At 48.8% G+C, this 24658-nt stretch carries 21 protein-coding genes and 1 pseudogene; 17 read left to right on the top strand and 5 right to left on the bottom strand.

Annotated features, from left to right (window positions below):
- Nucleotides 1–48: 48 nt before the first annotated feature.
- Nucleotides 49–744 carry a hypothetical protein gene (locus Q1L34_RS27955; protein WP_000778342.1) on the top strand — a complete coding sequence of 232 codons (696 nt, stop codon included), beginning with the start codon at nt 49–51 and terminating at the stop codon, nt 742–744.
- Nucleotides 745–919: 175 nt separating this feature from the next.
- Here the strand turns inward: Q1L34_RS27955 and Q1L34_RS27950 are convergent, their stop codons facing one another.
- Together Q1L34_RS27950 and Q1L34_RS27945 are read right to left on the bottom strand one after the other, a co-directional pair.
- The gene (locus Q1L34_RS27950; protein ID WP_000032260.1) at nt 920–1204 is read right to left on the bottom strand and encodes a hypothetical protein; all 285 of its coding nucleotides are present in this window, start codon (nt 1202–1204) and stop codon (nt 920–922) included.
- Nucleotides 1204–2031, bottom strand: a complete 828-nt coding sequence (locus tag Q1L34_RS27945; RefSeq protein ID WP_000981293.1) for a ParA family protein — start codon at nt 2029–2031, stop codon at nt 1204–1206. The genes Q1L34_RS27950 and Q1L34_RS27945 overlap by 1 nt, the downstream gene beginning before the upstream one ends.
- A 178-nt stretch (nt 2032–2209) precedes the next feature.
- On the opposite strand from Q1L34_RS27945, the gene Q1L34_RS27940 reads away from it, so the two are divergent.
- The 4 genes from Q1L34_RS27940 to Q1L34_RS27925 all read left to right on the top strand — a co-directional run bounded on the left by Q1L34_RS27940 (nt 2210) and on the right by Q1L34_RS27925 (nt 6720).
- Nucleotides 2210–3145: a hypothetical protein gene (locus Q1L34_RS27940; RefSeq protein WP_000151478.1), complete on the top strand. Its 936-nt coding sequence runs from the start codon at nt 2210–2212 to the stop codon at nt 3143–3145.
- Between the two features lie 744 nt (nt 3146–3889).
- Entirely contained in the window at nt 3890–4369 is a 480-nt protein-coding gene (locus tag Q1L34_RS27935; RefSeq protein ID WP_126498302.1) for a hypothetical protein, read from the top strand.
- 177 nt (nt 4370–4546) lie between these two features.
- Nucleotides 4547–4684 (top strand): hypothetical protein, encoded by a 138-nt coding sequence (locus tag Q1L34_RS27930; RefSeq protein WP_007372357.1) that lies wholly within the window; start codon nt 4547–4549, stop codon nt 4682–4684.
- 206 nt (nt 4685–4890) lie between these two features.
- Complete coding sequence (locus tag Q1L34_RS27925; RefSeq protein WP_063251046.1) at nt 4891–6720, top strand: hypothetical protein; 1830 nt, start codon at nt 4891–4893, stop codon at nt 6718–6720.
- A 169-nt stretch (nt 6721–6889) separates the two neighbouring features.
- Here Q1L34_RS27925 and ppl read toward each other — a convergent pair whose 3' ends face one another.
- Together ppl and Q1L34_RS27915 are read right to left on the bottom strand one after the other, a co-directional pair.
- The gene (gene ppl, locus Q1L34_RS27920) at nt 6890–9577 is read right to left on the bottom strand and encodes an anti-phage protein Ppl (RefSeq protein ID WP_000215804.1); all 2688 of its coding nucleotides are present in this window, start codon (nt 9575–9577) and stop codon (nt 6890–6892) included.
- A gap of 151 nt (nt 9578–9728) precedes the next feature.
- Nucleotides 9729–10559: a hypothetical protein gene (locus tag Q1L34_RS27915; RefSeq protein ID WP_001270901.1), complete on the bottom strand. Its 831-nt coding sequence runs from the start codon at nt 10557–10559 to the stop codon at nt 9729–9731.
- Nucleotides 10560–10629: 70 nt separating this feature from the next.
- Here Q1L34_RS27915 and vapB point away from each other — a divergent pair, with 70 nt between their 5' ends.
- The 4 genes and pseudogenes from vapB to Q1L34_RS27895 all read left to right on the top strand — a co-directional run bounded on the left by vapB (nt 10630) and on the right by Q1L34_RS27895 (nt 12972).
- Nucleotides 10630–10863: a type II toxin-antitoxin system VapB family antitoxin gene (gene vapB / locus Q1L34_RS27910; RefSeq protein ID WP_032140383.1), complete on the top strand. Its 234-nt coding sequence runs from the start codon at nt 10630–10632 to the stop codon at nt 10861–10863.
- A pseudogene (locus tag Q1L34_RS27905) lies at nt 10860–11257 on the top strand (type II toxin-antitoxin system VapC family toxin). Before vapB ends, Q1L34_RS27905 begins: the two are co-directional and overlap by 4 nt.
- A 686-nt stretch (nt 11258–11943) precedes the next feature.
- Nucleotides 11944–12657, top strand: coding sequence for a GNAT family N-acetyltransferase (locus tag Q1L34_RS27900; RefSeq protein ID WP_000139428.1), 714 nt, complete (start codon nt 11944–11946; stop codon nt 12655–12657).
- Between the two features lie 48 nt (nt 12658–12705).
- Nucleotides 12706–12972: a flagellar transcriptional regulator FlhD gene (locus tag Q1L34_RS27895; RefSeq protein WP_000699996.1), complete on the top strand. Its 267-nt coding sequence runs from the start codon at nt 12706–12708 to the stop codon at nt 12970–12972.
- Nucleotides 12973–13273: 301 nt separating this feature from the next.
- Here Q1L34_RS27895 and uvrB read toward each other — a convergent pair whose 3' ends face one another.
- Entirely contained in the window at nt 13274–15250 is a 1977-nt protein-coding gene (gene uvrB / locus Q1L34_RS27890) for an excinuclease ABC subunit UvrB (RefSeq protein ID WP_000103071.1), read from the bottom strand.
- A 286-nt stretch (nt 15251–15536) separates the two neighbouring features.
- Between uvrB and frmR the strand changes: the two genes are divergently transcribed.
- From frmR to Q1L34_RS27850, 8 genes are all read left to right on the top strand, one after another.
- Nucleotides 15537–15812, top strand: a complete 276-nt coding sequence (frmR, locus tag Q1L34_RS27885; protein ID WP_001120775.1) for a formaldehyde-responsive transcriptional repressor FrmR — start codon at nt 15537–15539, stop codon at nt 15810–15812.
- Between the two features lie 58 nt (nt 15813–15870).
- Nucleotides 15871–16980 (top strand): S-(hydroxymethyl)glutathione dehydrogenase/class III alcohol dehydrogenase, encoded by a 1110-nt coding sequence (locus Q1L34_RS27880; RefSeq protein WP_000842119.1) that lies wholly within the window; start codon nt 15871–15873, stop codon nt 16978–16980.
- A 50-nt stretch (nt 16981–17030) separates the two neighbouring features.
- Entirely contained in the window at nt 17031–17429 is a 399-nt protein-coding gene (locus Q1L34_RS27875) for a VOC family protein (RefSeq protein ID WP_000070400.1), read from the top strand.
- A gap of 157 nt (nt 17430–17586) precedes the next feature.
- On the top strand, nt 17587–18921 hold the full coding sequence (locus Q1L34_RS27870; protein ID WP_000664785.1) for a DUF3422 family protein: 1335 nt from the start codon (nt 17587–17589) through the stop codon (nt 18919–18921).
- Between the two features lie 47 nt (nt 18922–18968).
- Entirely contained in the window at nt 18969–19799 is an 831-nt protein-coding gene (gene fghA / locus Q1L34_RS27865; protein ID WP_000440264.1) for an S-formylglutathione hydrolase, read from the top strand.
- Nucleotides 19800–19816: 17 nt separating this feature from the next.
- A complete protein-coding gene (locus tag Q1L34_RS27860) occupies nt 19817–21127 on the top strand; it encodes an NAD(P)/FAD-dependent oxidoreductase (RefSeq protein WP_000233327.1) in 1311 nt (436 codons plus the stop codon).
- Nucleotides 21128–21330: 203 nt separating this feature from the next.
- On the top strand, nt 21331–23982 hold the full coding sequence (locus Q1L34_RS27855) for an excinuclease ABC subunit UvrA (RefSeq protein ID WP_000038427.1): 2652 nt from the start codon (nt 21331–21333) through the stop codon (nt 23980–23982).
- Between the two features lie 191 nt (nt 23983–24173).
- Nucleotides 24174–24605 (top strand): DUF488 domain-containing protein, encoded by a 432-nt coding sequence (locus tag Q1L34_RS27850; RefSeq protein WP_000765646.1) that lies wholly within the window; start codon nt 24174–24176, stop codon nt 24603–24605.
- Nucleotides 24606–24658 lie beyond the last annotated feature (53 nt).

Here is a 24658-nt window from a genome sequence, read left to right as displayed (position 1 = left end):
ATTGAACTATAGTTCAATTTATCATTATAAAATCAGTTGGAGTCTAAGATGAAGCTCAGTGTCAGATTGATTGAAGGGTTTAAAAAAACATATCTTCCTCTGCAGTTCAGAGCCTTCTGGGATGATGAGGGATTTTGCTATTTAAAAGTTCAGATCGTTAACGGGAAGATAATTTTTTTCTGTGCTCAGTTGTTAAATTATTATAACACTTCAATTACCAATGCTGTTGAGAGTGTACGGGCATCAGCTGTGAATGCACTCATTAATGACGGTGCAATTAAAATACAGAATCAGCAAGGGATTTTTGATTTATTTAAATCACAGGAACGTAAAAGTAAAGAAGTGATATCAATTCTGTTTGAGTATGTTCGTGAGAATTCTGTATGGGTAGAACATTACGAATCTCAAATCAGCATAACCCAGGATGACCGATATAGTCTGGTTCACTTCAACCAGTACCAGGAACCTAACTGGTCTTTTATTTCTAAAGAAAAACTTGAAGAGACATATCCTGAATTTGATTTTCATGTTTCCAGAAAGTCTCTTGAAAACTGGAGTAATGCCCGATTATCAACTCAGACGATTAAAAAATTATTAAAAGAAAAAAACTGGACCATGAAGGAAGTTGCTGCTCGCTGGAACCGTTCGGAATCATGGATGAGTAAAGTTGTTAATGATGAGGAAAGGGAACTCTACTGGGAAGACGCTTTTAAAGGGCTCCCTTCAAAAATACACGAAAAATGAAGACAGAATCGCCAGTTCTTAATGTTAAAATCCTGTACCCATCAGTACCCTGTTTTGCTTAAAGAAGAACTTGAGATAATTAAGCAACTGGACAAGATGGCCTGCTGATCCCGCAGGCCAGACTGAGCAGGAAAGATGTCTGAAGATGAAATACAAATGTATTTCATTTGTATTGCTAAATGTTCTCTTTAATCGCCTTCAGAACTTTTTCTGGTCCTGCTGACTGAGCAAGGTACAGCCCTGCACGAAGTAATGTGGAAACCGTAATGTTCTTGTGCGTAAGTGCCTGGATCTGCTCAACCAGTTCCTGCGCCAGCATCTTTTCCGCAGGTGTCATGCGTATAGTTTTTGGTGTTTCGCCTGTCGTATTTTTCTTTTTAGCCGCAATGTTAGTCAGGCTACTTTCTTTTCTGGCCCGTTCAGGTTTTTCCATTATAGGTCGAACAAGTTCTTTAGACATTATGCTGCCTCACTGCTGATAATTTCTTCTAGCTCACGGGCAAGTTTGCCGTAATCCACTAAAGCCATTGCACTTTTCTGGTAGTAGTACAGAGGAAGACAAGCCACCTGAGACTGTACTATGGCCTGATCAGTACGAATCCGGCTTTTCAATAGTCTCGGAGAAATTCTCTCGTGCGAGCCCAGGGCGGTTTCGATATAAGTGTTTATTTTCTTATTTGCACCATTGTAATTGTTCCGGAATACACTGAAGCGTGCATAATCTTCCTCAGAGATCTCATCCATATAGTCCAGCATGATTTCAAGACCACTCAGAGAAAAACTCCCGCCATCGACAGGTACCAGAACATGATCGGCGATAAAAATTGCATTGCCGGTTGCGATATTGAGCCCAGGTGCACAGTCAATAATGATGTAATCATATTCAGTGCGAACTTTCTCGAGATGACGGCCCAGGATTTTTTCGCGGTGACTGCGGGTAAGGGTCTGTTCAATAATTTTTTCGAACGTCGGGTCAGACGGAATCAGATCCAGGTTAGGGATAGGAGCATCACCGGCCATCGCGGGGATGATGACATCGCGGATATCAAATCGAGAATTGCTGTAGAGATCGCAAATAGTTGGACCATACATGGAATAGTACTTTTTACCATTTGCGGTGACTTCTGTCGTATTGGCCTGCTGGTCCGAGTCAATCAACAGCGTCCGCTTCCCTGATCTGGCATAGTGAACAGCCAGATTGGTAGCCGAACTGGTCTTACCAGGACCACCTTTATTGTTCATTATCGCAATTATGCGAGCATATCGTTCCTGTAGCTTGTTCATCATAACGGCTCCAGATTATGTTTATCAGTCAGGAGTAGTTGTAATCCATTACGCACACATTGGCAATACAAATGTAATACAAAAGTATTTTTATACTGATTGATATTTTGTCTTGATATGCAGTTTTATGGAATAGTTAGTGCACACTTAAAATTTCTGAATAGACACTGAAAGGTAAGTTATGACGATTGAAAGCTTTTTCATCGGCACTCGCATGTCAGGAAAACGTTATGGACCTCAGAGTAAAGACATGCAGGTTTCTGAATTCATAGCACTTATATCTCCGAAAAATGAACCAGAGAAATTTGTCCTACCCGATTTCTCCGGTCTGGCACGTCGGATTGACGCCCAGATCCGGAATCAGTTTATTCAGCAAAAAGAGGATGACTATTACCGTCGATACCGACAGCTTTCGGACCGGTGGTATCAGGCCGGCTCTATCAGTGACAGAAACAATCGCAGCCAGCGTTTTGAGAAGGTCATGGATGAGTCGCTTGAGTTTTTGGTTTACAGTCATGATGTTATGCCCAACATCAACCCATATAATCTCAAATACGATGATCGCGTTCAGGTTAGCACGAAAGGCAAAATGTACTGCGTAGCGCTTCTGTTCCATATTATCGCTCGAGCGGCCTATGAGCCAGTCTCTGTAGGTGCAGATCCTACGCTGCAAAGGCATTGCAAGTGGCTGAAGGACTGGATTAATAAAACGTTAGGGGATCATTTTTTAGAGGGAATGATGATTACTTTCGCCCTTTGTTATCCTGACCACTTTCCTGCCCTGCAGCGCCTTAGCGGAGAGTTAGAAACACGTGATGTTGACACATTCCTGGCTGACGAAGTTCGTAAGGCAAGGCAACACACAGAGGAACAGGTTAATTATCATAACGGCCGGTACCGGTTGAAATTCGAGTACACTCACTTTCACCAGGAGCAATTTGATTTTTTAGCCGAAATGCGTGATCTCCATTACCGGATAGATCGTATTGAACAGCTCCTTCAGAAACTGATAGATAACCCGGTAGTAGATTTCAGTGAAGCTGCTGTTGCAGGGCAGTGGATTGACGAACAAGTACAGCTGCTTGAAACAAACGAAACGAAGCTAATACTCCCATAACTCTAATCAGCCTGGCTGGTTTAACCCTTCGGTACCTGTCCATCAGGTGTCGTTTTTTTCCGTAAGAATGTCTATAGATGGCGCTCCGCAGAAAGAGGTGGGTGTTACGGTTATTCTGCCAGAAATCCCGTTGTGTTCAGGCTGTGTCCTGTCGTTCCGGCAGGACACTTGGCTGTGACCGGCGTGTAAGAAACCCGTCTAATCCAACCCCGCTTTCTTACCGGCCGGGTCTTATCGACTGCAGAACGTATCGATCACCTGTTGCACAATGATCAGAATTACAAACAGCAGCATCAGTACTTTTTCCAGCACAGTTGCACACTGAAACTTCTGAATGATTTTCAGAAAATCAGAGAAAGGCATGTGAATCTCCGGAGATTGGGTTAATCAGTGTTCTGATTTTATGGAAAGTTACATTTCCGGTTTTGCTGTCTATTGAAAAATGTTTTGCACATCTGCTCTGAAACTGAATTGCTACAGATAATGTTGAATCGTCGCAGCCTTCTCCGCGCCCTCAGTTCGAAGATCTTCGAACAGGCCTCTTCGTGAGGACATAAATTGTCTTCTGTCGTGGGGTCATTCCAGCCAAAGCAGTGGTAACTAGCACTATTTATCTTATGAGCAAGATAGTTTTCGCCTTTCGTATCTTTCGGGTCCAGGCATAACAGTATCAACATTTTATGAATCATGCCGATACTGACAGAGCGACCACCAATTATTGATAATGGATAAAGGACATTTAAATTGAACAGAATGACAGGACTCGCTGTTTTATGCCTCTCGCTGATGGGATGCAGTGCCGTGCCATCAGAAAACAGTGCGCAGTACCTCAGAACGGAAATGCAGTCGCCAGTATCAGGGGCAACCATAATTACCGTAACTGCGGACAGCCTTATGAAACAAGACAATACACATAACGCTATACTGTATGCACTTCGACCGATGCCTGGAAAAGCATTCACCTCTGAGCTGGACAGAAAATTTGCCGCAGCGACGATGTATATTGATTTGTCTCCGGGTGAAAAAAGCAGAACGGCCGAGATCAGTGGTGAGATAAATTACTATGATCACGAGCGATACGTGAATGCTCGCCTGGTAGGAGACAGTATCAGGACAATACCGATTGCACCAAAGACCATCCCGCTTACACTGAATAAACCATTCTCAATCAATCTGCCACAAGGTATTCACTATTCAGTCATGCTGACGGACAGCCAGCCTTAAACCTTCATGATTGTCTCATGACTTCCTTTCAGTTTTCTGTAGGGTCAGCAGGGAATATAAATGGGGAAGAGAATGAATTTCATCAATAAACGTCCCACAGGCGTTCTGTCAGAGACCGGGTTTACTCTGCCTGAGATGACTGAATGTTCAATCTCCAACCCATCATGATGGATGGGTGTGCCCTGGCTTTCACTGCGTGTGCAGCAGGCTGGTCGGGAACGTCCTCAGCAAAATGTCTTCCGTCGCCACCTGTTCTGGTACATGAATGAAGCACTGTTCTGGCGGGAGGCGGACATCATCCGGGTCGCCAGGTAGTTGCCTGCACTGGACCATCCGGACTTCTGAAAAAAAAGCCACCCGCAAGGGTGGCTTTCTGGATATGAGGCCCTGAGCCTTCCCGGGACTGAGCCACTGACGGAAGGGAGAGCCGTTTTTTTCGGTGACATCCCCCGCATGGCGGCAGATGGTTTAAATATGGTATGAATAAATAATAACTCACTGTACAAGAGATTTCCAGACCTATGCGTATCGACCGACGTCTGAGCAGGGATGTACTCACCGAGCGTCAGCTTTATTTTATTGAATGCTGGTCCAACTTCTGCCATAAAAACAGCCCGGATACTGACCGGGTCGGATACAGCAATCCACTCAGCACCATCCGCGAACTGCTATTTCTTTACGAAATGGAAGATCGTTTCAGTGCCGATAAAAAAAGACTCCGGGTGGCCACTGAACTGCTCGAGTTACTCGAGACCGATCAAGTTCTCAGGAGAGAAGCATTTGAGGACATCCCCGCTCAACTGGTGACTCTTCTGGACAGAGATTTGCTGGTTGACCCCACTCGCAGCCCGGTGGAAAAGCGTCCTCGTCTTATCTGTAGCCTATGTGTACAACTGGCGGATATCACCGAGGCCAGTTATATCACTGAGGCTCTTGAGATGCTTGAACAGGAACTGTTTGCATGGCCCCCTCTGGATGAACACCATGCACGGGATATTTACTCACTGACAAACGGAGTGATGAGTGTACTCCTCACCCGGGGTATGACACTGACGGAATGTTACCTGCTGTACATCAATATTTTCAGGAATGTGAGTACTGAACCGAACGCTTTCCGGGCCGCCTTTCACTCGTTCCGGCAGAAACTGGTAACGCCTACTCGGGACGTGACTGTTCGGATGTTTATTACCAGTGAGAAACTGCACACCCTACTTAACACGCAAGGACCCACACTGCAGTTCAACGGATGTGTGTTCATGCCACTTGATGAAGCCCGACAACGCTTCTCCCTCTCAGTCGATATACCGGTTTGCTCAATGTCTGACACATCTGCCCGTAACATGGCCGGTCAGATGCTTCGTGAATCCCTGGATGTCATTGCCTACATGGTAGGTAAGGGAGATATCACCGTCCAGAAACAGTTCATGATAATCAGGGATGAAGACGAAACAGAAGTGCCGCGCTTCGATAATGAAATCGAGGCAAACGCGGACCGGTTAACGGACGAGGAGTTTGCGCGCTTTATGGTGGCGATGAACCGACTGTTCACGGATACACCGGATGTGTCCCGTAAAAAAATCAGCTCCGCATTTCGGTTTTTCCGTAACGGCATTGAAAGCCAAGTTCAGGAGAGTCGTTTCACCGCTTACTGGTCGGCGCTTGAATCATTAACGCTAGGAGTTGCCCCTGGCACACCATCACATGAACAGCATGTCATCGGTGTTGTGGCTCCCTGTATGGTGCTGGACTATGTTGTTAAGCAACTGTTTTATCTAAGAAAAGTTCTGCGCTTCATTCTGCGAGAGCCAGGGCACCCCTTGCGCACACCGGAGATCGCTTCACTTCCGCTGGGGCAACTCTATGCCCTTCTTAAAGATGCGGACCGGGTCCGTGAACTTCAGACAGATTTACAGCACTTTCCCTATGTCATGTATCGGGTGCGTAAGCTTGCCGGGATCTGTGCGTCACCCGAGAAAATGGCGGATAAACTGGGGCAACATGCCGAGAAAGTCACCCGACATCTTCACCGCCTGTATCTGCTGAGAAATACCATCGTGCACAATGCAGGTACCAGCCCGCACATTGACCTGCTGACGGTGAACCTTGAACACTATCTGCGGGCAACAATCAGCGCGTTGTTTAATATTGTGGTGATCCACCCAACCGTCAGCACCGCTGAGGAGGCATTTACCCGGTGCCAGTTTACCAGTGAGTCAGTTTTCAGGGAACTGAACCCCCTTCACGGGATCACGGAAAAGAAAGTATACACAGCCATTGATAATCAGTTGAAAAACGGGACGCTTTCCCGTAGCGATGCTCGTTTGATAGCATGGCTCAATGCCCACCACTGACACTCAGGAGAAGACTGTCAGAAGAAAGGGTAACTCATCGGCCTCATAGGCCCCGATCAAACTCTTGGGGCAGCCTGATCGGGGTCTATGTTCGGGTTTTCAGATACTCAGCGGCACGCAGGTGCCACTCTTCTGACATGTCTCTCTGTCCCAGGGATGGTGCCGTTTATCAGCTGAGTATCCGCTCATAGCGGGAACGAAATGCTTTTTCCCCTCCCTCCATTTGTCGGCAAATCAGTTCCTTCACCGGCGTCTCCTGAAGCGCTCCACAAAGCCCCGGGTGCAGGCCAGAGCGGTCGTGTTGCATACTGATAACGTATTCCGCATCACCATTGACCACTATTGGGGCAGAATGCGACACGATAATCAGCTGTCGGCGTTTCTTGTTTGCCATGATGGCAGGGATCACGCTCATGCTCAGCATCAGGCAGTCCAGGTCGTCTTCTGGTTGATCCAGCAGGAGGGGATCGGTGCCATATGACAGCAGGAACTGCAACATGCTCGCCCCTTTTTGTCCCGGTGAGGCAGAGGAAATATCTTCCATCCCTCCTCCGGGCGTCTGGTACCGAATGTGGATCCCATCATCCGGATACCAGCATTGCAGGGCATCCAGTTGCGCATCATTCAGACCTTTAAGGCGATTTCTGAAAGCTCCGTGGAGCTCTGACCCTGCTCCCGGCTCCTCGCGATGGATGGCAAGATGCAGAGCTTTAAGCGTATCCAGCGCAAGATATTTGTTTTCCGTTGCCGACGGTAGCGGACTGTACGGGCGCAAGCTGATGAAGCTATGAAGCAGCCCGCTCCCGTCACCATCATCATAGATACGATCGGCAAAGTTGCCGATCCCGGTTACCGCCTGATAACCAGATACGGTGTCTTCGTGTGGGGCACAGAGCGGCAGAATTTTAATATCCAGCGCGCTGAGAGACAGAGAGGACAGAAACGCCTTCCGCTTTTCCGTCAATACCATCCGGTGGTTACGCATTTCAGCCAGTAATCCTGTGGATCTCGCTGCTGAGGCCGCGATCGTCCCGTCAAGATCGGCGTAATTTCTCAGTTCCGACTTCAGCGACTCACAGCGCGTCATCAGCTCATCGAGGACATTCGGATTGAGTCCCTGTTCTCGTAGCACCATGGCCTCACGTTGTACAGTTTCCTCCTGGTTACGCACCGCCTCTTCCAGTGCGAGAAGAGGGGGGTCCTGCCTAATGGTACTGAGTTCCGCGGCATAGTCCGACAACAGTGTGTCAAGACGCTGGTCATACTTTTGCTGTACGTCAGAAAGACGCGTCATAAATGCTGTCAGTGTCGCAGACGGCTCCACCTGGAGCTCCGGGACTTGTACTGGCTCTTTCTCCTGCGCCCTCAGACCAGCGACATGCTGTTCATGATGCTCCAGAGGAAGCGTTGCTGCAGACAGTTCAGCCCGAGCCGTGGCCAGGCGGGTGCAAACCGGATAGTAAGCGCTCGACCGCAACTGACTGACGGCCCGTTCAGCATCAGACAACTCCCCCTGCAGTTTATCTGCGATCGTCTGGCTGGCCAGGTGACCACGCAGCGTTATTTGCTCATTCAGGTATTCCCTTTCCAGTTGATCCCAGCGCTCTTTCCAGGCGCGTTTGTTGACTACCTGACTCTCGTCACAGACGCGCAGGAATGCCCCTGTGTCTGACGCCAGTTCGTAGAGCATTTTCTGGCTGTATATTGAGAGGGGAAAACGATCTGGTGACCAGTGATTGTCCTGCACCCACTGACCTTCGCTGAAAATATGCAATTCATTACGACCATCGGGTCGCCAGCTGAGCCTAAAATCTGTGCCTTCTTTGCGGAACACACATTCGATGAAAGAATCCGCATCCATGCCCATCCCCATCTGACTAAACTGGTTCAACTTGTTGCGTTGAGACACAGTCAGCCCTTCGGTTTTTCGCATGGCCAGACGAATACTTTCGATAAGCGTGGATTTACCACTGCCCCGGGAGCCAATCACCGCATTGTAAAACGGGCTAAACTCAACGGAGGCTCCATACTGATCTGCCGGCTGGCAAAGACGGGTCCTGAATGTCAGGCTGCGCAAATGTGAAGCTGGTGCCTCCGGTGGATTATCATCAAACAGCACGCAGTTTTCCGGATCGAGTAATGCGTGCCTGAGACCGTCAAAATCAGGCTCGGACATCTTCAGCCAGCAGGTGCGCACTCCCGCTTGTTCAGGGTGGTGCGCATCTGATCCCCGAAGCCATGGCAAATCCGCAATTAAACGCCGGTGAGTCCCGTTCGTAATCTCCTCCTCCCGGTGTCTGATCTCCACTGCATGAGGATTTGACTGAAAAGCGGCCGTCAGTTCCCCCTGATTAGTAAGGCTTGTCAGAACGCCTTTCGCCGCATCAATGTGTGCGAGGATACAAATAGCTTCCGGGTTACGACGGATATTACTGATAATGCCCGCGGGTCCCAGCTGAAGCACAAGATGATGGTTGGGGGTTTCACGCGAAATAGGACAGTTGTTGTTGCACTGTGCCAGTAGCCGTTCCACCTCGGCACTGGTGCTCTGGGTGTGCAACACGGCGAGGATATGAACGTTGCCGGTGGCCGTGAGCTCCACACCGGGAAACAAAGTCAGCGGCCGGAAGTCTGCCAGTTCACCGGAACTGGCGTCCCGGGACATGTTCGCCAGTTCCGCTTTCAACACGTCAATCCATGCCCCACTGTTATGGTCACTGATGACAACACAGTCGACCTGTTGCCGCATGTAAGCCAGCAGCCATTCCCGGGGCTGGAGATCTGGGACTTTGTAGTCATCTGAGGCCGGGGTATGGTTATGAAAATCAAATTTAAACCAGCGTGATCCTACCGTCATTGTTTCTTTTCCATGTGGTGCCTAAGGTAATCCCACTATAGAAGCATTCACCTGGTAATTCAGTAACCGTTATGATTGCTGTTGGCATGAACTTCAGTCGGTCTGGCGGAAAAGTCAGAAGGCAAATAAGACCTTCGTCCACATCGGGGGTCTACATATCGACTGCCTTCAGTGGCTTAAATGGCCATGCTCCCCGCTCTCCTCTTTTGCTGAATTCACTCCGGCGTACTTTTACCGTATCAGCGGAGAACACTTCAGTATGATCCAGTGTTACAGTGGCCAGCGTAGCCAGGCTACTGTCCGTCAACGTAAATTCTTTCGGCAGACCCCATGGACCCTGCCTGACGTTCTCGATGCTACTGAATAATTCGCGGAGATAATCGGGGAGCATTTTGCCGCGCCCGTTAATGATGGCCCGATCGCTTTCTGATAGACATCCAATTTCCGGGTGCTCCCTTGCTATAACCTGCAGGACGCCAGGGAGTCCCGGCCAGTATTTTCCGTCATAACGACAGGTCAGGCCATCGAGTGTTTCATGAAGATAATAACGGTAAAGCCCATCATTATCTTCAGCCATCTCCATCAGTTCCACGATGTGCGTGGTTCTCTCAAGTGTGAATGCGTTCCGGTTCAGGATCGCATCTCGGACCAATATCTTCTGTGCCAGTTCACCGGCCTCCTTACTGATAGTCCGGTTCAGTTCTTCAAGCTGGCGATAATCCTCTTTCAATCGGGAAACGATATCAGGTCTACTGAAACGGCCCGCCAGTATGATTTGCTCCAGAAGACAATAGCATTGCTGCCAGGTTAGCGCCTGACGGGCAATATTCTGCCAGACCGACTGCATTTCATTCTCACGACTCAGTAGCCGCTCTATCAGTGGCCATACCGACATCCAGCAAGGACCTGTCAGCAAGTCAGCCTGGTATTGTCTGAGTGTATCAGTGACATCAGTTGCAGTGCTGGTTCGGGTATAACGCATCTTTTTTTCTCCGAAATCTCAGTTGACTCATTATCCATACCAGAGCCAGAACTGTCGGTAACGTAGCGAGATAAATTCCAGTTGGCGTACATTACCCGATGTTTTTCTCAAAACCATCCGTCTGCCTCGCGATCTGGATTTTGAGGGCGTCAGCGAGCTGAAGATTGTTCGGGAGGGGGACTGTATCATCCTGCGTCCCGTCCGGCCGACCTGGTGCTCGTTCGCGCAGCTTGAAAAAGCCGAACCGGACTTTATGGTGGAACGTGGGGACGTTGTCAGCGATGAAGGTCGATTTGACCTGTGAACAAGATCTACATGCTCGACACCAACATCTGCTCGTTCATCATGCGCGAGCAGTCGGAAGTGGTGCTGAAGCGCCTGGAGCCGGCGGTGCTGCGTGACCAGCGTATCGTGGTCTCGGTTATCACTTACTCCGAGATGCGCTTTGGCGCCACAGGTCCGAAGGCCTCCCCACCCCGCGAGCAGTTGGTTGACGCGTTCTGTGTGCCGTTCTGACCTGGGACTGCGCAGCGGTAGATGCGACCACGGAGATTAAACTGGTGCTGCGCCTCGCTGGCACCCCGATCGACATAGCTATCGCCGGGCACGCAATTGTCGCCGGTGCCGTGCTGGTGACGAATAATGCGCTGGAGTTTGAGAGGATATCGACCTTGGTACCTGAGGACTGGGTTAACTAGCGGTTCCTGGTATGTAGTTATGTGAGACTGACTGGCAGAGGTGGTTGCGCCATCAATGAATCCAGCACTGGAAACAGAACAGCACGCGTACATCATGCCTTGCGTTCGCTCAGTGTTTTCAACATCCAGTAATGTATAAAATACAGGTTTTCAGGCAATTAGTGGGAGGTCATCCTGACTTCCCTTTTTTCATATTTTGGTCTTATCCTTAAGAAATATCAGACGGAATCAGATTCCTTCGGGAAACGCTGACGATCGGTGAGTCAGGGAGCAATTCTTGATTCATTCAGAAATTGCCAAAACGGTTTTTCATTTGGTTTGCGGTTTTCTCGTATGTTGCTAAACTTGTCCTGTTTTATCCTCCTGGCGATACAACATTTTCCGGATAACGGTCCCTCAGTCTTTTTTTGTTTAAATAATGAACAACATCATTAATACCCACACAATAATAATCACAATATAATATCTGACATATTTCCGTTACTTCGAGATAATTAACTAATTGCGAACATGTTCTCAAAATGAATATAAGCGTTGATACAAACGCAATATATGCTATTGTTAATATATGATGTTTCTCAGGATACATCTGATATGGTACATACCGTTAAGATTTCAGTTGCTTATATCTAAAATAAACGCCGAAACTTCTCATTGTTATCCTTACGTTTCTTAAGGAGAAGAATATGACAGAGCAAAATAATTTCGGTCAATATATAGGCAGTCACCTTGACGATGACGTCACTCTTTCATTACCTGATTTGCGCCAATTACCAGGGCGTTATTGCACTCTGCAGTTGCTGTCCACCCGTCACGGGAATGACCTCTTCCAGGGATGGCACAGTATAGAGGATTCACGTGACTGGACCTATCTTCCGGATGAAAGACCGCCGACAAAACAGGCAACCCACAGTTATATTCAGCAACTCATTCAACAGAAGGGAGTATATCATTACGCCATTATAGAAAATAATTCAGAAAATGCTGTGGGAACTCTTTCTCTGTATAACCTCGACAATAAAAATGACGTAGCAGAAATAGGAGGCGTACATCTTACTCCAGTTATCAAACGAACTTCAGTCAGTACAGAAGCAATTTTCCTGATACTATCATATGTTTTTGATGTGCTTAAATATCGTCGCTGTGAATGGCAAACCGACAGGCTCAACTCTCAGGGTATGAGATCTGCCGAGAGATTAGGGTTCCAGAAAGAGGGTGTACTGCGTAATAAACAAATACTTAAATCAAGGAGCGTGGACGTTGTAATGTATTCAATCATTCAGGATGAATGGGAAAGAATATCCAGTGCGATAACTATCTGGCTTAGAACTGTCAACTTCGATGACCGGGGACATCAAATACATCCTTTACGGCATTACCTGGCGACAACAGAGCCCTGACTCTTTTGTTATTGCCCCCAGACGTTACTGGAAAAAGGGAGAATCTGAATGAAAATAATGAATGCAGAGATTGAGAGGCAAATCTGGCATCACAATCTTTCCTATTTATTGCTTGCCCAGCGGGTTCTGAATCATTACGAAGACACAGCCCTGTTTCGGCTAGGTATCGACAAGTGTACCGGAGATAAACTCCTGCAGTTGTCGTTGCCCGAACTGGTTCGTCTTGCTGAACGTCCGGAGCTGATTACCGTACTCAGACTCAGGGATCACCACCAGATAGATGTATTACTCAGTCAGTCCACTGGAATGGGATGAGCTCAGCAGGATTTACTTAACATCTTACGGACCATTTTCTTCTTTTTTATTCCGGACTGGGAATTCAGTATGTACCCCAATGAATCAGCGATCTGGATTATTTATCCGCAAAAAAACATGTCATATAAAGTAAGGGGTTTTATTGATTTTATTGATTTTATTGATTTTATTATCGATGAAATCGGAACTACTCCTTACTGGAAGCACGGAAAGTAATTCCTGTGAATACGGATTTCAAGAGGGAAAGTATTGTGTGTATAAAAATCATCCTGATTAATACAGGATGATTTTTATGATGCTGTTACATGAATATAAATTGACGATACAAATCACTCAGTTCTGTTCTTAATTTTTCTATATCCTTCTCCTCACCTGAATTCTCGATCGCCAGTAATTGCTTTTCTTTAACAGTAATTCTTTCACACAACTCTGATAGCGTTGAACAGAATGCCTCTGTATGAGTGGCAGGATAGACGCTTTCATCCTGTTCAGTACTCCGCTTACGAACTGAAGTCACTGGTTTAATATGATGTTCCAGGTTATAGGCTATCTGACGTTCCCTGCGATTGTGCGTTTCATCCATCGCCTGTTTCATGGCCGGAGTGATCCTGTTTGCATAGAGTACGGCTTTACCCTCCACATTACGTGCCACACGTCCAATCATCTGAATAAGTGCGTGTGATGAACGTAAAAAACCTGCATGGTCAGCATCAAGTATCGCGACCAGTGAGGCTTCAGGGATGTCGAGTCCTTCACGCAGCAGACTGATGCCGATTAAGACATCAAATTCCCCGGCCCGTAATCCATTGATAATTTCCTGTCTTTCATCTGTTTTGATATCAGAATGCAGATATCGGGACAGGATCCCATTTTCTGTCAGAAAATCATTCAGTTCTTCTGCGGTCTTTTTGGTCAGCACTGTCACCAGGACACGATTGTTTCTGTTGACGCAATGACGGATTTCTTCAAGTAAGTTCTCCACACACTGGTCTTTGCTTCGGACCTCAATTTCGGGATCCAGTAAACCGGTGGGGCGGATAATTTGCTGAACAACATTTTTCTTTGATTTCTGCAATTCATATTTACCTGGGGTTGCGGAAACAAAGACAGTCTGGGGCTTAATCTTCTCAAACTCAGCAAAACTCAGGGGTCGATTGTTTTTTGAGGAGGGCAGACGGAAGCCGAAATCGATAAGAGTATCCTTGCGACTCTGATCGCCACTGTACATGGCTGAGATTTGCGGGACCATTACGTGCGATTCATCAACAAAGAGCAGGCCATTTTTTGGCAGGTAATCCAGCAGCGTTGTCGGTGGGAGTTCCGGATTTCTGTCGCTGAAATAGCAGGAATAGTTTTCCATACCTGAGCAGTAACCCAGTTCACGGATCATTTCAACATCATTGTTGACGCGTTCGTATAAGCGCTCAGCCTCTATCAGACGATTTGCTTTGTTAAGTTCAGCAACCCGTTTCTCCATGTCAGTAAGAATGCTTTTGGTGGCTGAGGGTATTTTTGCGGTCGGTGTAACAAAGAGTGTTTTGGGTGATATTAAATAATGTTCAATGTCGCCCGCAATTTTCCCACTGACAGGATCAATCCATTTTGCGGATTCTATAACATCATCAAAAAGTTCGACCCTGATGGCCTGATGTTCGGAATCGGCAGGGAATATATCAATAACGTCACCGCGAACCCGGAACATCGCCCGTCCCAGAGTTTTGTCTGTACGGGCATACTGCAGACGTGCCAGTTGATGAATTAACTCCCGCTGGGCGAGTTGTCGTCCCGGGTATACCGGGATCTGGATCTCTCTGTATGCGTCCGGATCACCTAATCCGTATATCGAAGAGACGGAAGCGACGACTATCACATCCTGACGTTCAATCAATGCCTTGGTCGTAGATAACCGTAACCTTTCAAGATGATCGTTGATAGCGGAATCTTTCGGGATAAAGCGGTCACTTCCGGGGATATAGACTTCTGGCTGAAAAAAGTCGTAGTAAGAAACGAAGTATTCGACAGCATTTTCTGGGAAAAACTGCTTCATCTCCAGATAAAGCTGTGCGGTTAACGTCTTGTTAGGAGCCAGTATTAATGTAGGGCGCTGCAAACGGTGTATCACATTCGCCATGGTGAAGGTTTTACCCGAACCGGTTATCCCCTGAAGTGTCTGATGTGTCGCTCCTGCTTCGACTCCCGCTATCAGTCTGGCTATTGCTTCGGGCTGATCTCCTGACGGGATATAGCCTGAATGTAAAATGAATTTTCCTGTGGACATTATGATCTCTCCTGGTTGGAACGCCCCGGACAGCGTTAACACTACTACACTATAGTTTATGACAACCCGACGTAAGGCATTTATGCCTGACTGAAGAAAAGTTATTTGTTCTGTACCAATAAGTTGGCGTTCTGTTCACTTCTATTGTGTACCGTTAAAGTACGAATGTGCCTGATACAACTCTGTCATCTGTCTGGATTTGTACATCGTGGGGTCAACATTTTTTCTTGCATAGTATAGGGGGGTATACTATAGTCTCTTCAATCCTGATTAACAGGGACAATCAATGCCACATTCTCCAGAAGAAAAGAAACAGGCGCTTGTCCGGGTACGACGTATCAAAGGTCAGATTGCAGCGCTGGAACAGGCGATTGAAAACGAAGCGGAATGTTCTTCATTGTTGCAGCAACTGGCTTCGGTACGAGGAGCCGTTAAAGGCCTGATGACTGTTGTTCTGGAAAGCTATCTCAGGGAAGAATTTCCCGATACGAACAAAAGAAGGGGGTCGCAGACGAAATCTATCAACGACGCTATTTCCATTGTTCGCTCATATCTCCGTTAACTCTGCCAGGCAGACGTCTGATGGGGTCAGTAAAAACAGTAATAAAAGGATATGACATATGAAATCACGTGCAGCTGTAGCATTTGCTCCTGGTAAGCCCCTCGAGATCGTTGAAATTGATGTGGAGCCGCCTCGTAAGGGTGAAGTACTGGTAAAAATCACCCATACCGGCGTCTGCCACACTGATGCATTTACCTTGTCCGGTGATGATCCGGAAGGTGTGTTCCCGGCAGTACTGGGTCATGAAGGTGCGGGTGTTGTTGTGGAAGTCGGCGAAGGGGTCACCAGTGTGAAACCTGGCGATCATGTTATTCCGCTTTACACGGCAGAATGCGGCGAGTGTCTGTTCTGTAAATCCGGAAAAACTAACCTGTGTGTCTCTGTTCGCGCCACCCAGGGTAAAGGACTTATGCCTGATGGCACGACCCGTTTCTCTTACAAGGGCCAGCCTCTTTTCCACTATATGGGCTGCTCTACATTCAGTGAGTATACCGTCGTCGCAGAAGTGTCTTTAGCCAAAATTAATCCACAGGCGAATCATGAACATGTCTGTCTGCTGGGTTGTGGCGTAACGACAGGTATCGGTGCGGTTCACAACACTGCGAAAGTACAACCAGGTGACACGGTTGCTATTTTTGGCCTGGGTGGTATTGGCCTTGCAGCGGTACAGGGCGCGCGTCAGGCAAAAGCGGGTCGTATCTTTGCCATCGATACCAATCCGGAGAAATTTGACCTGGCCCGTTCATTTGGTGCAACTGACTGCATTAACCCGAAAGACTACGACAAACCTATCCAGGACGTTCTCATTGAACTGACAGGCTGGGGTGTCGACCATACGTTTGAATGTATCGGTAACGTAAACGTAATGCGTTCTGCACTTGAAGCGGCACACCGTGGCTGGGGTCAGTCCGTCGTTATCGGTGTTGCGGGTGCAGGTAAAGAAATCTCCACTCGTCCATTCCAGCTGGTCACCGGCCGTGTATGGAAGGGTTCTGCCTTTGGTGGTGTTAAAGGTCGTACCCAGCTGCCGGGCATGGTTGAAGATGCGATGAAAGGCGAAATCGATCTCGCACCATTCGTGACTCATACCATGGGCCTTGAAGAGATTAATGACGCCTTCGACCTGATGCATGAAGGCAAATCTATTCGTACAGTGATCCACTACTGATTCAGGTTTCACTGGCGATCTTTCAATATTAGTTTTAAAGGAAACAATCCATGTCCAATCCAGTTATTTCAGGCAATGGCATCTTCTCTCACGTCTTTATCGGTGCTGTAGATGTTCAAAAGTCGGCTGAGTTTTATGACGCCACTTTAGGTGCACTCGGTATCAACAACCTTGGTCCTTTTGGTAATGGCTGGGTGTTGTTTGGCCGTGACAAGCCGGCTTTCATCATTGCCCGTCCTGGCAATGGTGAAGCGCCATCCAGCAATGGTGTGACAATTGGCTTTGCTGCCGCCACGCCTGCTGAAGTTGACGCTTTCCATGCCGCAGGCCTGGCTGCTGGCGGGACTGATGAAGGCCAACCGGGTCCTCGTGGTCATCTGCCAGGTGCTTATGCTGCCTACCTGCGTGATCCGGCTGGTAACAAGATCTGCTCCTATACCTTCATCTGATCGTAGGGTGCATCCGACACAAATGTTGTACGGTTTGCCGATCAGGCGAACGGTATGAGTTGTGCCAGCGTATGAAGATCAACCCGCAGACGTTTACGTCTGCGGGTATCTTTCTCGAAGCGTAATGTGACTGGCCGTCAGAAAAAGAGAGAGTCTTATGAAAGAGTCAGCATTATCTGCTATCCGTTCTGAGATGCAATCACCCGAAACCGTGTACGGGATGCCGGCTCATAAAGACAGAACGGCCGCTGTCAATGAAGTACATGCGCGTCCGCACCTGCTTATCACATCACCACAGACCCTGCTGCAGTTTGCTTTCATGACTAAAGGCGACCAGTCAGGTGACCAGCGGGTCATGGTTGAGCTGTCAGATCGTCTTGGTTTAACACCATCAGAAAATTCAGCACCCCTGCACGGTATCACGTGGCGGGAAGGCGCTTTGTATTGTGAAAAACACGGTGAGTTTTCCACCTACTTATGGAGTACCACATGCGATCCGCGTGACGGACAGTTAAGGGGAGAGAACCCCTTCCGGCATGGTTTCACGCCACCGGGTTCGGTTATCTGTGGTACCCGTCTGGATATTCTGCCATGGACTGCAGAATCTGAGGCTGCAGTAACGAATTTAGATCCTGTCAGCAGGTGCTATTCAGTAACAGAAAATGGCCGTGCCGCAATTATCTCTGATTTTCGCCAGGATAAAGACGGGCTGACACGCATTCTGATACTTGAACGGGACCTGACAGAGGCACAGCTGGGTGCACTGGTTCAGCGGCTGCTTGAGATTGAAAATTATCGCACGCTTGCTTTGCTTTCTTTACCACTTACAAGAACCATGGCCTCTGAACTGAGGCGAGTGGAAAACCGACTGGCTGAAATTACAGAAGAAATGCGCACCGGAGAGCATCGTAAAAATGAACAGTTGCTCTCTGCGTTGACCAATCTTGCCGCAGAACTTGAAGCCGGCGCTGCAGCGAATCTGTACCGGTTTGGCGCAAGCCAGGCCTACTATGAAATTGTTGAGGAAAGGCTGAATACGCTCTCCGAAACGCCGGTTCCAGGCTACTACACCTGGTCTGATTTTTTGCAACGGCGCATTGCCCCAGCCATGCGAACCTGCCGTTCTGTGAAAGAACGACAGGCGAAGCTGTCTGACAAACTCATGCGGGCTATTTCGTTACTTCGCTCCTGGATAGATGTTGAACTGGAACATCAGAACCGTGACCTGCTGGCTTCGATGAATAACCGGGCCAGACAACAGCTACATCTGCAGCAAACCGTTGAAGGATTGTCTGTTGCCGCCATTTCATATTATGTGGTGAGTCTGATTTCGTATCTGGTGAAAGGGGTTCCCGGGATCCACGATGTCATGCCACCTGAGCTGGCGGTTGCCATTCTCGTGCCCTTCATTGTGCTCGCGATTTGGTGGGTGGTGCGAAGAATAAGAAACTCGCACACCGACCCTGAACATAACGAAAACCGCTCTGACTGAGTTGTTACGTTGTTGCTGAATTGTCCTGTCGTTATACGGAGAAAATTATGGAACGTCTTGAACATCATGCCAGCTTTGATGGGTGGCAGGAAGTTTATCAGCATGAGTCTGGCACGCTTGGCTGCACGATGAAATTTGGTGTTTATACTCCACCCCAGGCGCTTAACGGTAATGTACCGGTACTCTACTGGCTTTCCGGTCTGACCTGTACGGAACAGAATTTTATTACCAAATCGAGCGTTCAGCGTTATGCCGCAGAGCATGGGATCATGATTGTGGCACCAGACACCAGTCCGCGTGGCACCGATATTCCTGATGATCCTGACTACGCTCTCGGTCAGGGGGCCGGATTCTATGTTAATGCAACCCAGGAGCCCTGGGCGACACATTACAAAATGTATGACTATGTGGTAAACGAGCTCCCGTCCCTGATTGAAGAATGGTTCCCGGCGTCTGATAAAAGAAGTATCAGTGGACATTCGATGGGCGGACATGGCGCCCTGATGATTGCGCTCAGAAACCCGGGCCGCTATCAGAGTGTATCCGCATTCTCACCGATCGTCGCACCTTCTCAGGTGCCCTGGGGAGAAAATGCATTGTCTGCTTATCTGGGTGATGATCGGGAATACTGGAAGCAGTACGACACGGTTGAGTTGATCCGTAAAGCGCAGGAAAGGCTACCTCTGCTTGTAGACCAAGGACTGAATGATGAGTTTCTGAAGACTCAGCTTCAGCCGGAGAGACTGAAGAGCGTTTGTGAGGACACCGGTCATCCGTTGACGCTTAACCTGCGTCCGGGACACGATCACAGCTATTACTTTATCTCCAGCTACATTGGCGACCACATTGCACATCATGCAGCAGCACTGACGCGCTAAATTCAGGAATTATGGTTATGGTACATTTCTGCGATCAAAAACATCATGTTGTCGTGATAGGGGCTGGGTTCGGTGGACTCTCCGTTGTCAGAGAACTGGAAGAGCCGGGCGTTTCGATCACAATCATTGACCGGAGTAACCACCATCTGTTTCAGCCTTTACTTTATCAGGTCGCTGGCGCATCACTGCCATCAGCAGAAATTGCCTGGCCCGTTCGCTCTCTGTTTCGTCATCGTGAGGATGTACGTACCCTGATGGCCGAGGTCCAGGATGTGGATACCGATTCACGGGAGGTTCTGCTGAAAGATGGTTCCCGAATTGATTATGACACGCTTGTCGTTGCCACTGGGGCCACGCACGCTTATTTCGGTCATGATGAGTGGGAACAGTTTGCGCCGGGACTGAAGAACCTGGATGATGCCACGACCCTGCGCGCACGGATCCTTTCCGCTTTTGAACAAGCTGAGAATACCACTGATCCCGCGTTACGGGCTGCCTACCAGACATTCGTCATTGTCGGGGGGGGACCGACAGGCGTTGAGCTGTCCGGGACCATTGCCGAACTGGCAAGGAAAACGCTGAAAAATGATTTCCGTTCTATTGATCCGACAGAGACCAGAATTATTCTGGTTGAAGCCGGACAACGATTGCTCACTGCCTTCCCGGAGTCATTATCGGAATATACCCGTCAGTCCCTGGAGAAACTGGGAGTGGAAGTCAGTTTTGGCCAACCGGTAACGGAATGCTCTGCCGAAGGCGTAGTATATGGTGGGCAACCTCTTCCTGCCAAAACGATCATCTGGGCAGCAGGCGTCACTGCTTCTCCGGCTGCACGCTGGCTCAAGACGGAAGCTGATCGGGCTGGTCGGGTTATCGTGGGAGCTGATCTCACGCTCCCGTTACACCCTGAAATATTTGTAATAGGTGATACCGCGGCCGTGACCGGAGAGGACGGCAGGATGATCCCGGGCATTGCTCCGGCCGCAAAACAGGAAGGACAGTATGTGGCTAAACTGATCCAGTCCCGTTTAAAGGATGAAAAACCTGTCCTGAAACCTTTCCGGTACCGGCATCAGGGGAACCTGGCGACCATCGGTCGCGGACTGGCTGTGGTTGATATGGGACGGTTAAAACTCCGGGGAGCCATGGCGTGGTGGTTCTGGAAAATTATCCACCTGTATTTTTTGATCGGAACCAGAAACCGGTTGAGTGTCGCTATCAGCTGGATCTGGAACCACAGTATCGGATACAGGGGAGCCCGCATTATCACGGGAGGTAAATCACCTGATCCGGATAAGAGTGCGGTCCATTCCCGCTCAGAAGAGTGATACCTGAACCTTACTGATGCCGCTGAAACATCAGCGGCATTCCTTATTTAATCACCGGCGCCGGCGCAGGCAATCCGCTTACTGCTGCATAAATCCCTTTTGTCATTATTCCTTCTTAACTAATGGTTCGGCACATCGGTTAACGCCATTCAACGTAACCAGCGTCAGAAGTAAAGTTGATTTACGTATTACAGGATTAAACTATGTCAAAGAAACTTTTTGGTGCCCCCCCAACCCTGACAGACGCCAGTAATTCTGTTGTGGTACGTGGTGCCAGGGAGCACAACCTTAAAGAGGTGGATGTCTCTGTTCCGCGTGATGCACTTGTTGTCTTTTCGGGGGTCTCTGGTTCCGGTAAGTCTTCACTGGCTTTTGGAACCATTTATGCTGAGGCGCAACGACGCTACTTTGAATCGGTTGCCCCGTATGCGCGGCGCCTCATTGATCAAGCCGGTGTTCCGGATGTGGATGCCATTGATGGACTCCCCCCTGCAGTTGCCCTTCAACAACAGCGAGGAACCAGCAATGCACGCTCTTCTGTCGGCAGTGTGACCACCTTATCGAGCCTGGTGCGCATGATGTATTCCCGGGCGGGAGCCTATCCGGCAGAACAACCTATGCTCTATGCTGAGGATTTTTCTCCTAACACGCCTCAGGGAGCATGTCCATCCTGCCATGGTCTCGGACATATCTATGATGTGACAGAAGCACTGATGGTACCTGATCCGTCACTCAGTATCCGGGACAGAGCCATTGCCTCCTGGCCACCTGCCTGGCACGGACAAAATCTTCGCGACATTCTGGTGACACTGGGCTATGACGTCGATATCCCCTGGAAAGAGTTATCTGAAGAAGAGCGACACTGGATCCTGTTTACTGAAGATACCCCGACGGTGCCGGTCTACCCCGGACTCAGCCCGGAAGACACACGTGTCGCAGTCAGGGAAAAAATGACTCCGGGTTATATGGGGACGTTTACAGGGGCGCGACGTTATGTTCTGCATACCTTTGCACACACCCAAAGTGCACTGATGAGGAAACGCGTCTCCAGTTTTATGGAAGGTAAACTGTGTCCTGTCTGCCACGGAAAAAGGCTTAAACCGGAATCATTGTCAGTCACTTTTGCTGGAGTGGACATCGGTGAGTTTATGCAGATGCCTTTAGACCAGCTGGCTGAGTTGCTTCTTCCTATCTCCCGGGGGGATTTCAGTACGCATCATGCCGGGGCTGATACTGACAGGGATATCACCCGCCGGGACCGGACAGAACGCGCAGGTTCCGGCAGAGCAGTCCATTCTGTAACGCCGGATGTCCGCCGGACCTCAGCATTATCGACAGAGAAACGACTGGCTGCTCAACGACTGACCAGAGGTGTTATGGACCGGCTGTATCAGTTGCAGAAACTGGGACTTGGTTATCTGACATTAGACAGAACAACGCCAACACTCTCCGCAGGGGAACTCCAGCGATTGCGTCTTGCCACTCAGCTTAGCTCCATGTTGTTTGGGGTCGTCTATGTTCTCGATGAACCATCAGCAGGCCTGCACCCTGCAGACAGCCATGCACTTTACGATGCTCTGGAGAACCTGCGGGATGCCGGAAACTCAGTGTTTGTCGTTGAGCATGATCTTGACCTGATGCGACGGGCGCAATGGCTGGTTGATGTGGGACCCGCTGCAGGAGAACAGGGCGGTCATATTCTCTACAGTGGTGTACCTGAAGGTCTGAAAGCTATTGCTGAATCCAGAACGGCGCGGTATTTGTTTGATGAAATCAGGCCACCACAATCATACGCCCGACAGCCAGCAGGATGGTTAAAATTACAGGATATTCACCGTCACAACCTGAAGGGACTGGACGCCTGTATTCCTCTGGGGGTACTGACCGCTGTTACAGGTATTTCGGGTTCCGGAAAGTCTAGTCTGATTGCTCAGGCCTTACCTGAGCTGGTGCTTTCCTCGCTTGGCCATGAACCAGAAGACGTGTTATCCGAGGGCAGTGATGCTGAGGGACCAACCGTTACTGAGAAAACTTACGGTACGCTGACAGGCGACACCGGACTGATCAAACGTCTGGTGCAGGTTGACCAGAAACCGATAGGCCGGACACCGCGTTCTAACCTGGCGACATATACCGGACTGTTTGACCATATTCGTAAGCTCTTTGCCGGAACACCTGCTGCTAAAAACTATCATTATGATGCCGGACAGTTTTCTTTCAATGTGGCAAAAGGTCGCTGTGAAACCTGTGAGGGTGAAGGGTTCGTCAGCGTTGAACTCTTGTTTATGCCCAGTGTGTATGCCCCTTGTCCGACATGTCATGGCGCACGCTATAACCCGGATACGCTCAGGGTTCGCTGGAAGGAGCGAAACATTGCGGAAGTCTTGCAGATGACAGTGGATGAAGCCTGCAGCTTCTTTGCTGATGTAGAACCCGTGGCGCGACCTCTGCGCCTGCTGGGCGAAATCGGTCTGGGATATCTGCGTCTGGGTCAACCAGCCACTGAGTTATCCGGAGGAGAAGCTCAACGGATAAAGCTGGCAACCGAACTGCAACGTAGCCAACGTGGCCATACGCTGTATGTTCTGGATGAACCGACCACCGGACTCCATGCGTCAGACGCCGACCGTCTGCTTGTGCAGTTGCAGCGTCTTGTTGAGACAGGGAATACCGTAGTTGTGATTGAACACGATATGCGTGCAGTCGTGCAGGCTGACTGGGTTATGGACATTGGTCCCGGAGCAGGTCATGAGGGAGGCAACCTGGTTGCAGAAGGTACACCCGCCCAGGTATCACAGGTTTGTGAAAGCCGCACGGCACCGTTTATTGCCCGGGAGTTGTCACGGAACTGGTAAAAGGACAGTGTCGTCATAGCGTGAATGACGACACTGTCACGCTACTGGTATATCCCCTGAACATTTTACCTGTCATTGTAACTACCTGAAAAAATACGTGATAAGAAACCTGTTGTACCAGGGCACAGCAAAAACACCAAATCTTATCCAGTGTTAAACATCACTGTTATGCAGGTGGTAAGGAGAACCTGATGAAACTATTTACGATTGGTTTCACACAATCTTCGGCGGAGGATTTTTTTACGCGTCTGAAGGAATCCGGAGCAAGACGTATTCTGGATGTGCGTCTCAATAATCGCTCTCAGCTGGCAGGTTTTGCAAAACAGGACGATCTGAAGTTCTTTGCCCGTACTCTGTGTGATATCGATTACGCACATATGCCAGATCTTGCCCCGACGCGGGAAATGTTTGAGCGATACAAATTACAGAAAGGAGACTGGGATATATATTCTTCGGATTTCATCGATCTGATTACAAAAAGACATATCGAAACGCTCGAAAAGAGTCAGTTTGCTGATGCTTGCTTATTGTGTAGCGAACATAAACCACATCATTGCCACAGACGGCTGGTTGCTGAGTACCTGGCAGATAAATGGCCTGATGTCACTATCATGCATTTATAGTGGCTGGGTTGTGTCTGTACGCCCGAACACCAGAACACAGCTCCCACAGACTA

Origin of the sequence: Klebsiella ornithinolytica (assembly GCF_030505655.1) — a bacterium.
Lineage (GTDB): Bacteria > Pseudomonadota > Gammaproteobacteria > Enterobacterales > Enterobacteriaceae > Klebsiella > Klebsiella ornithinolytica.
The sequence above is the reverse complement of the archived record's forward strand: the minus strand, read 5'-3'. Positions and strand labels throughout refer to the sequence as shown.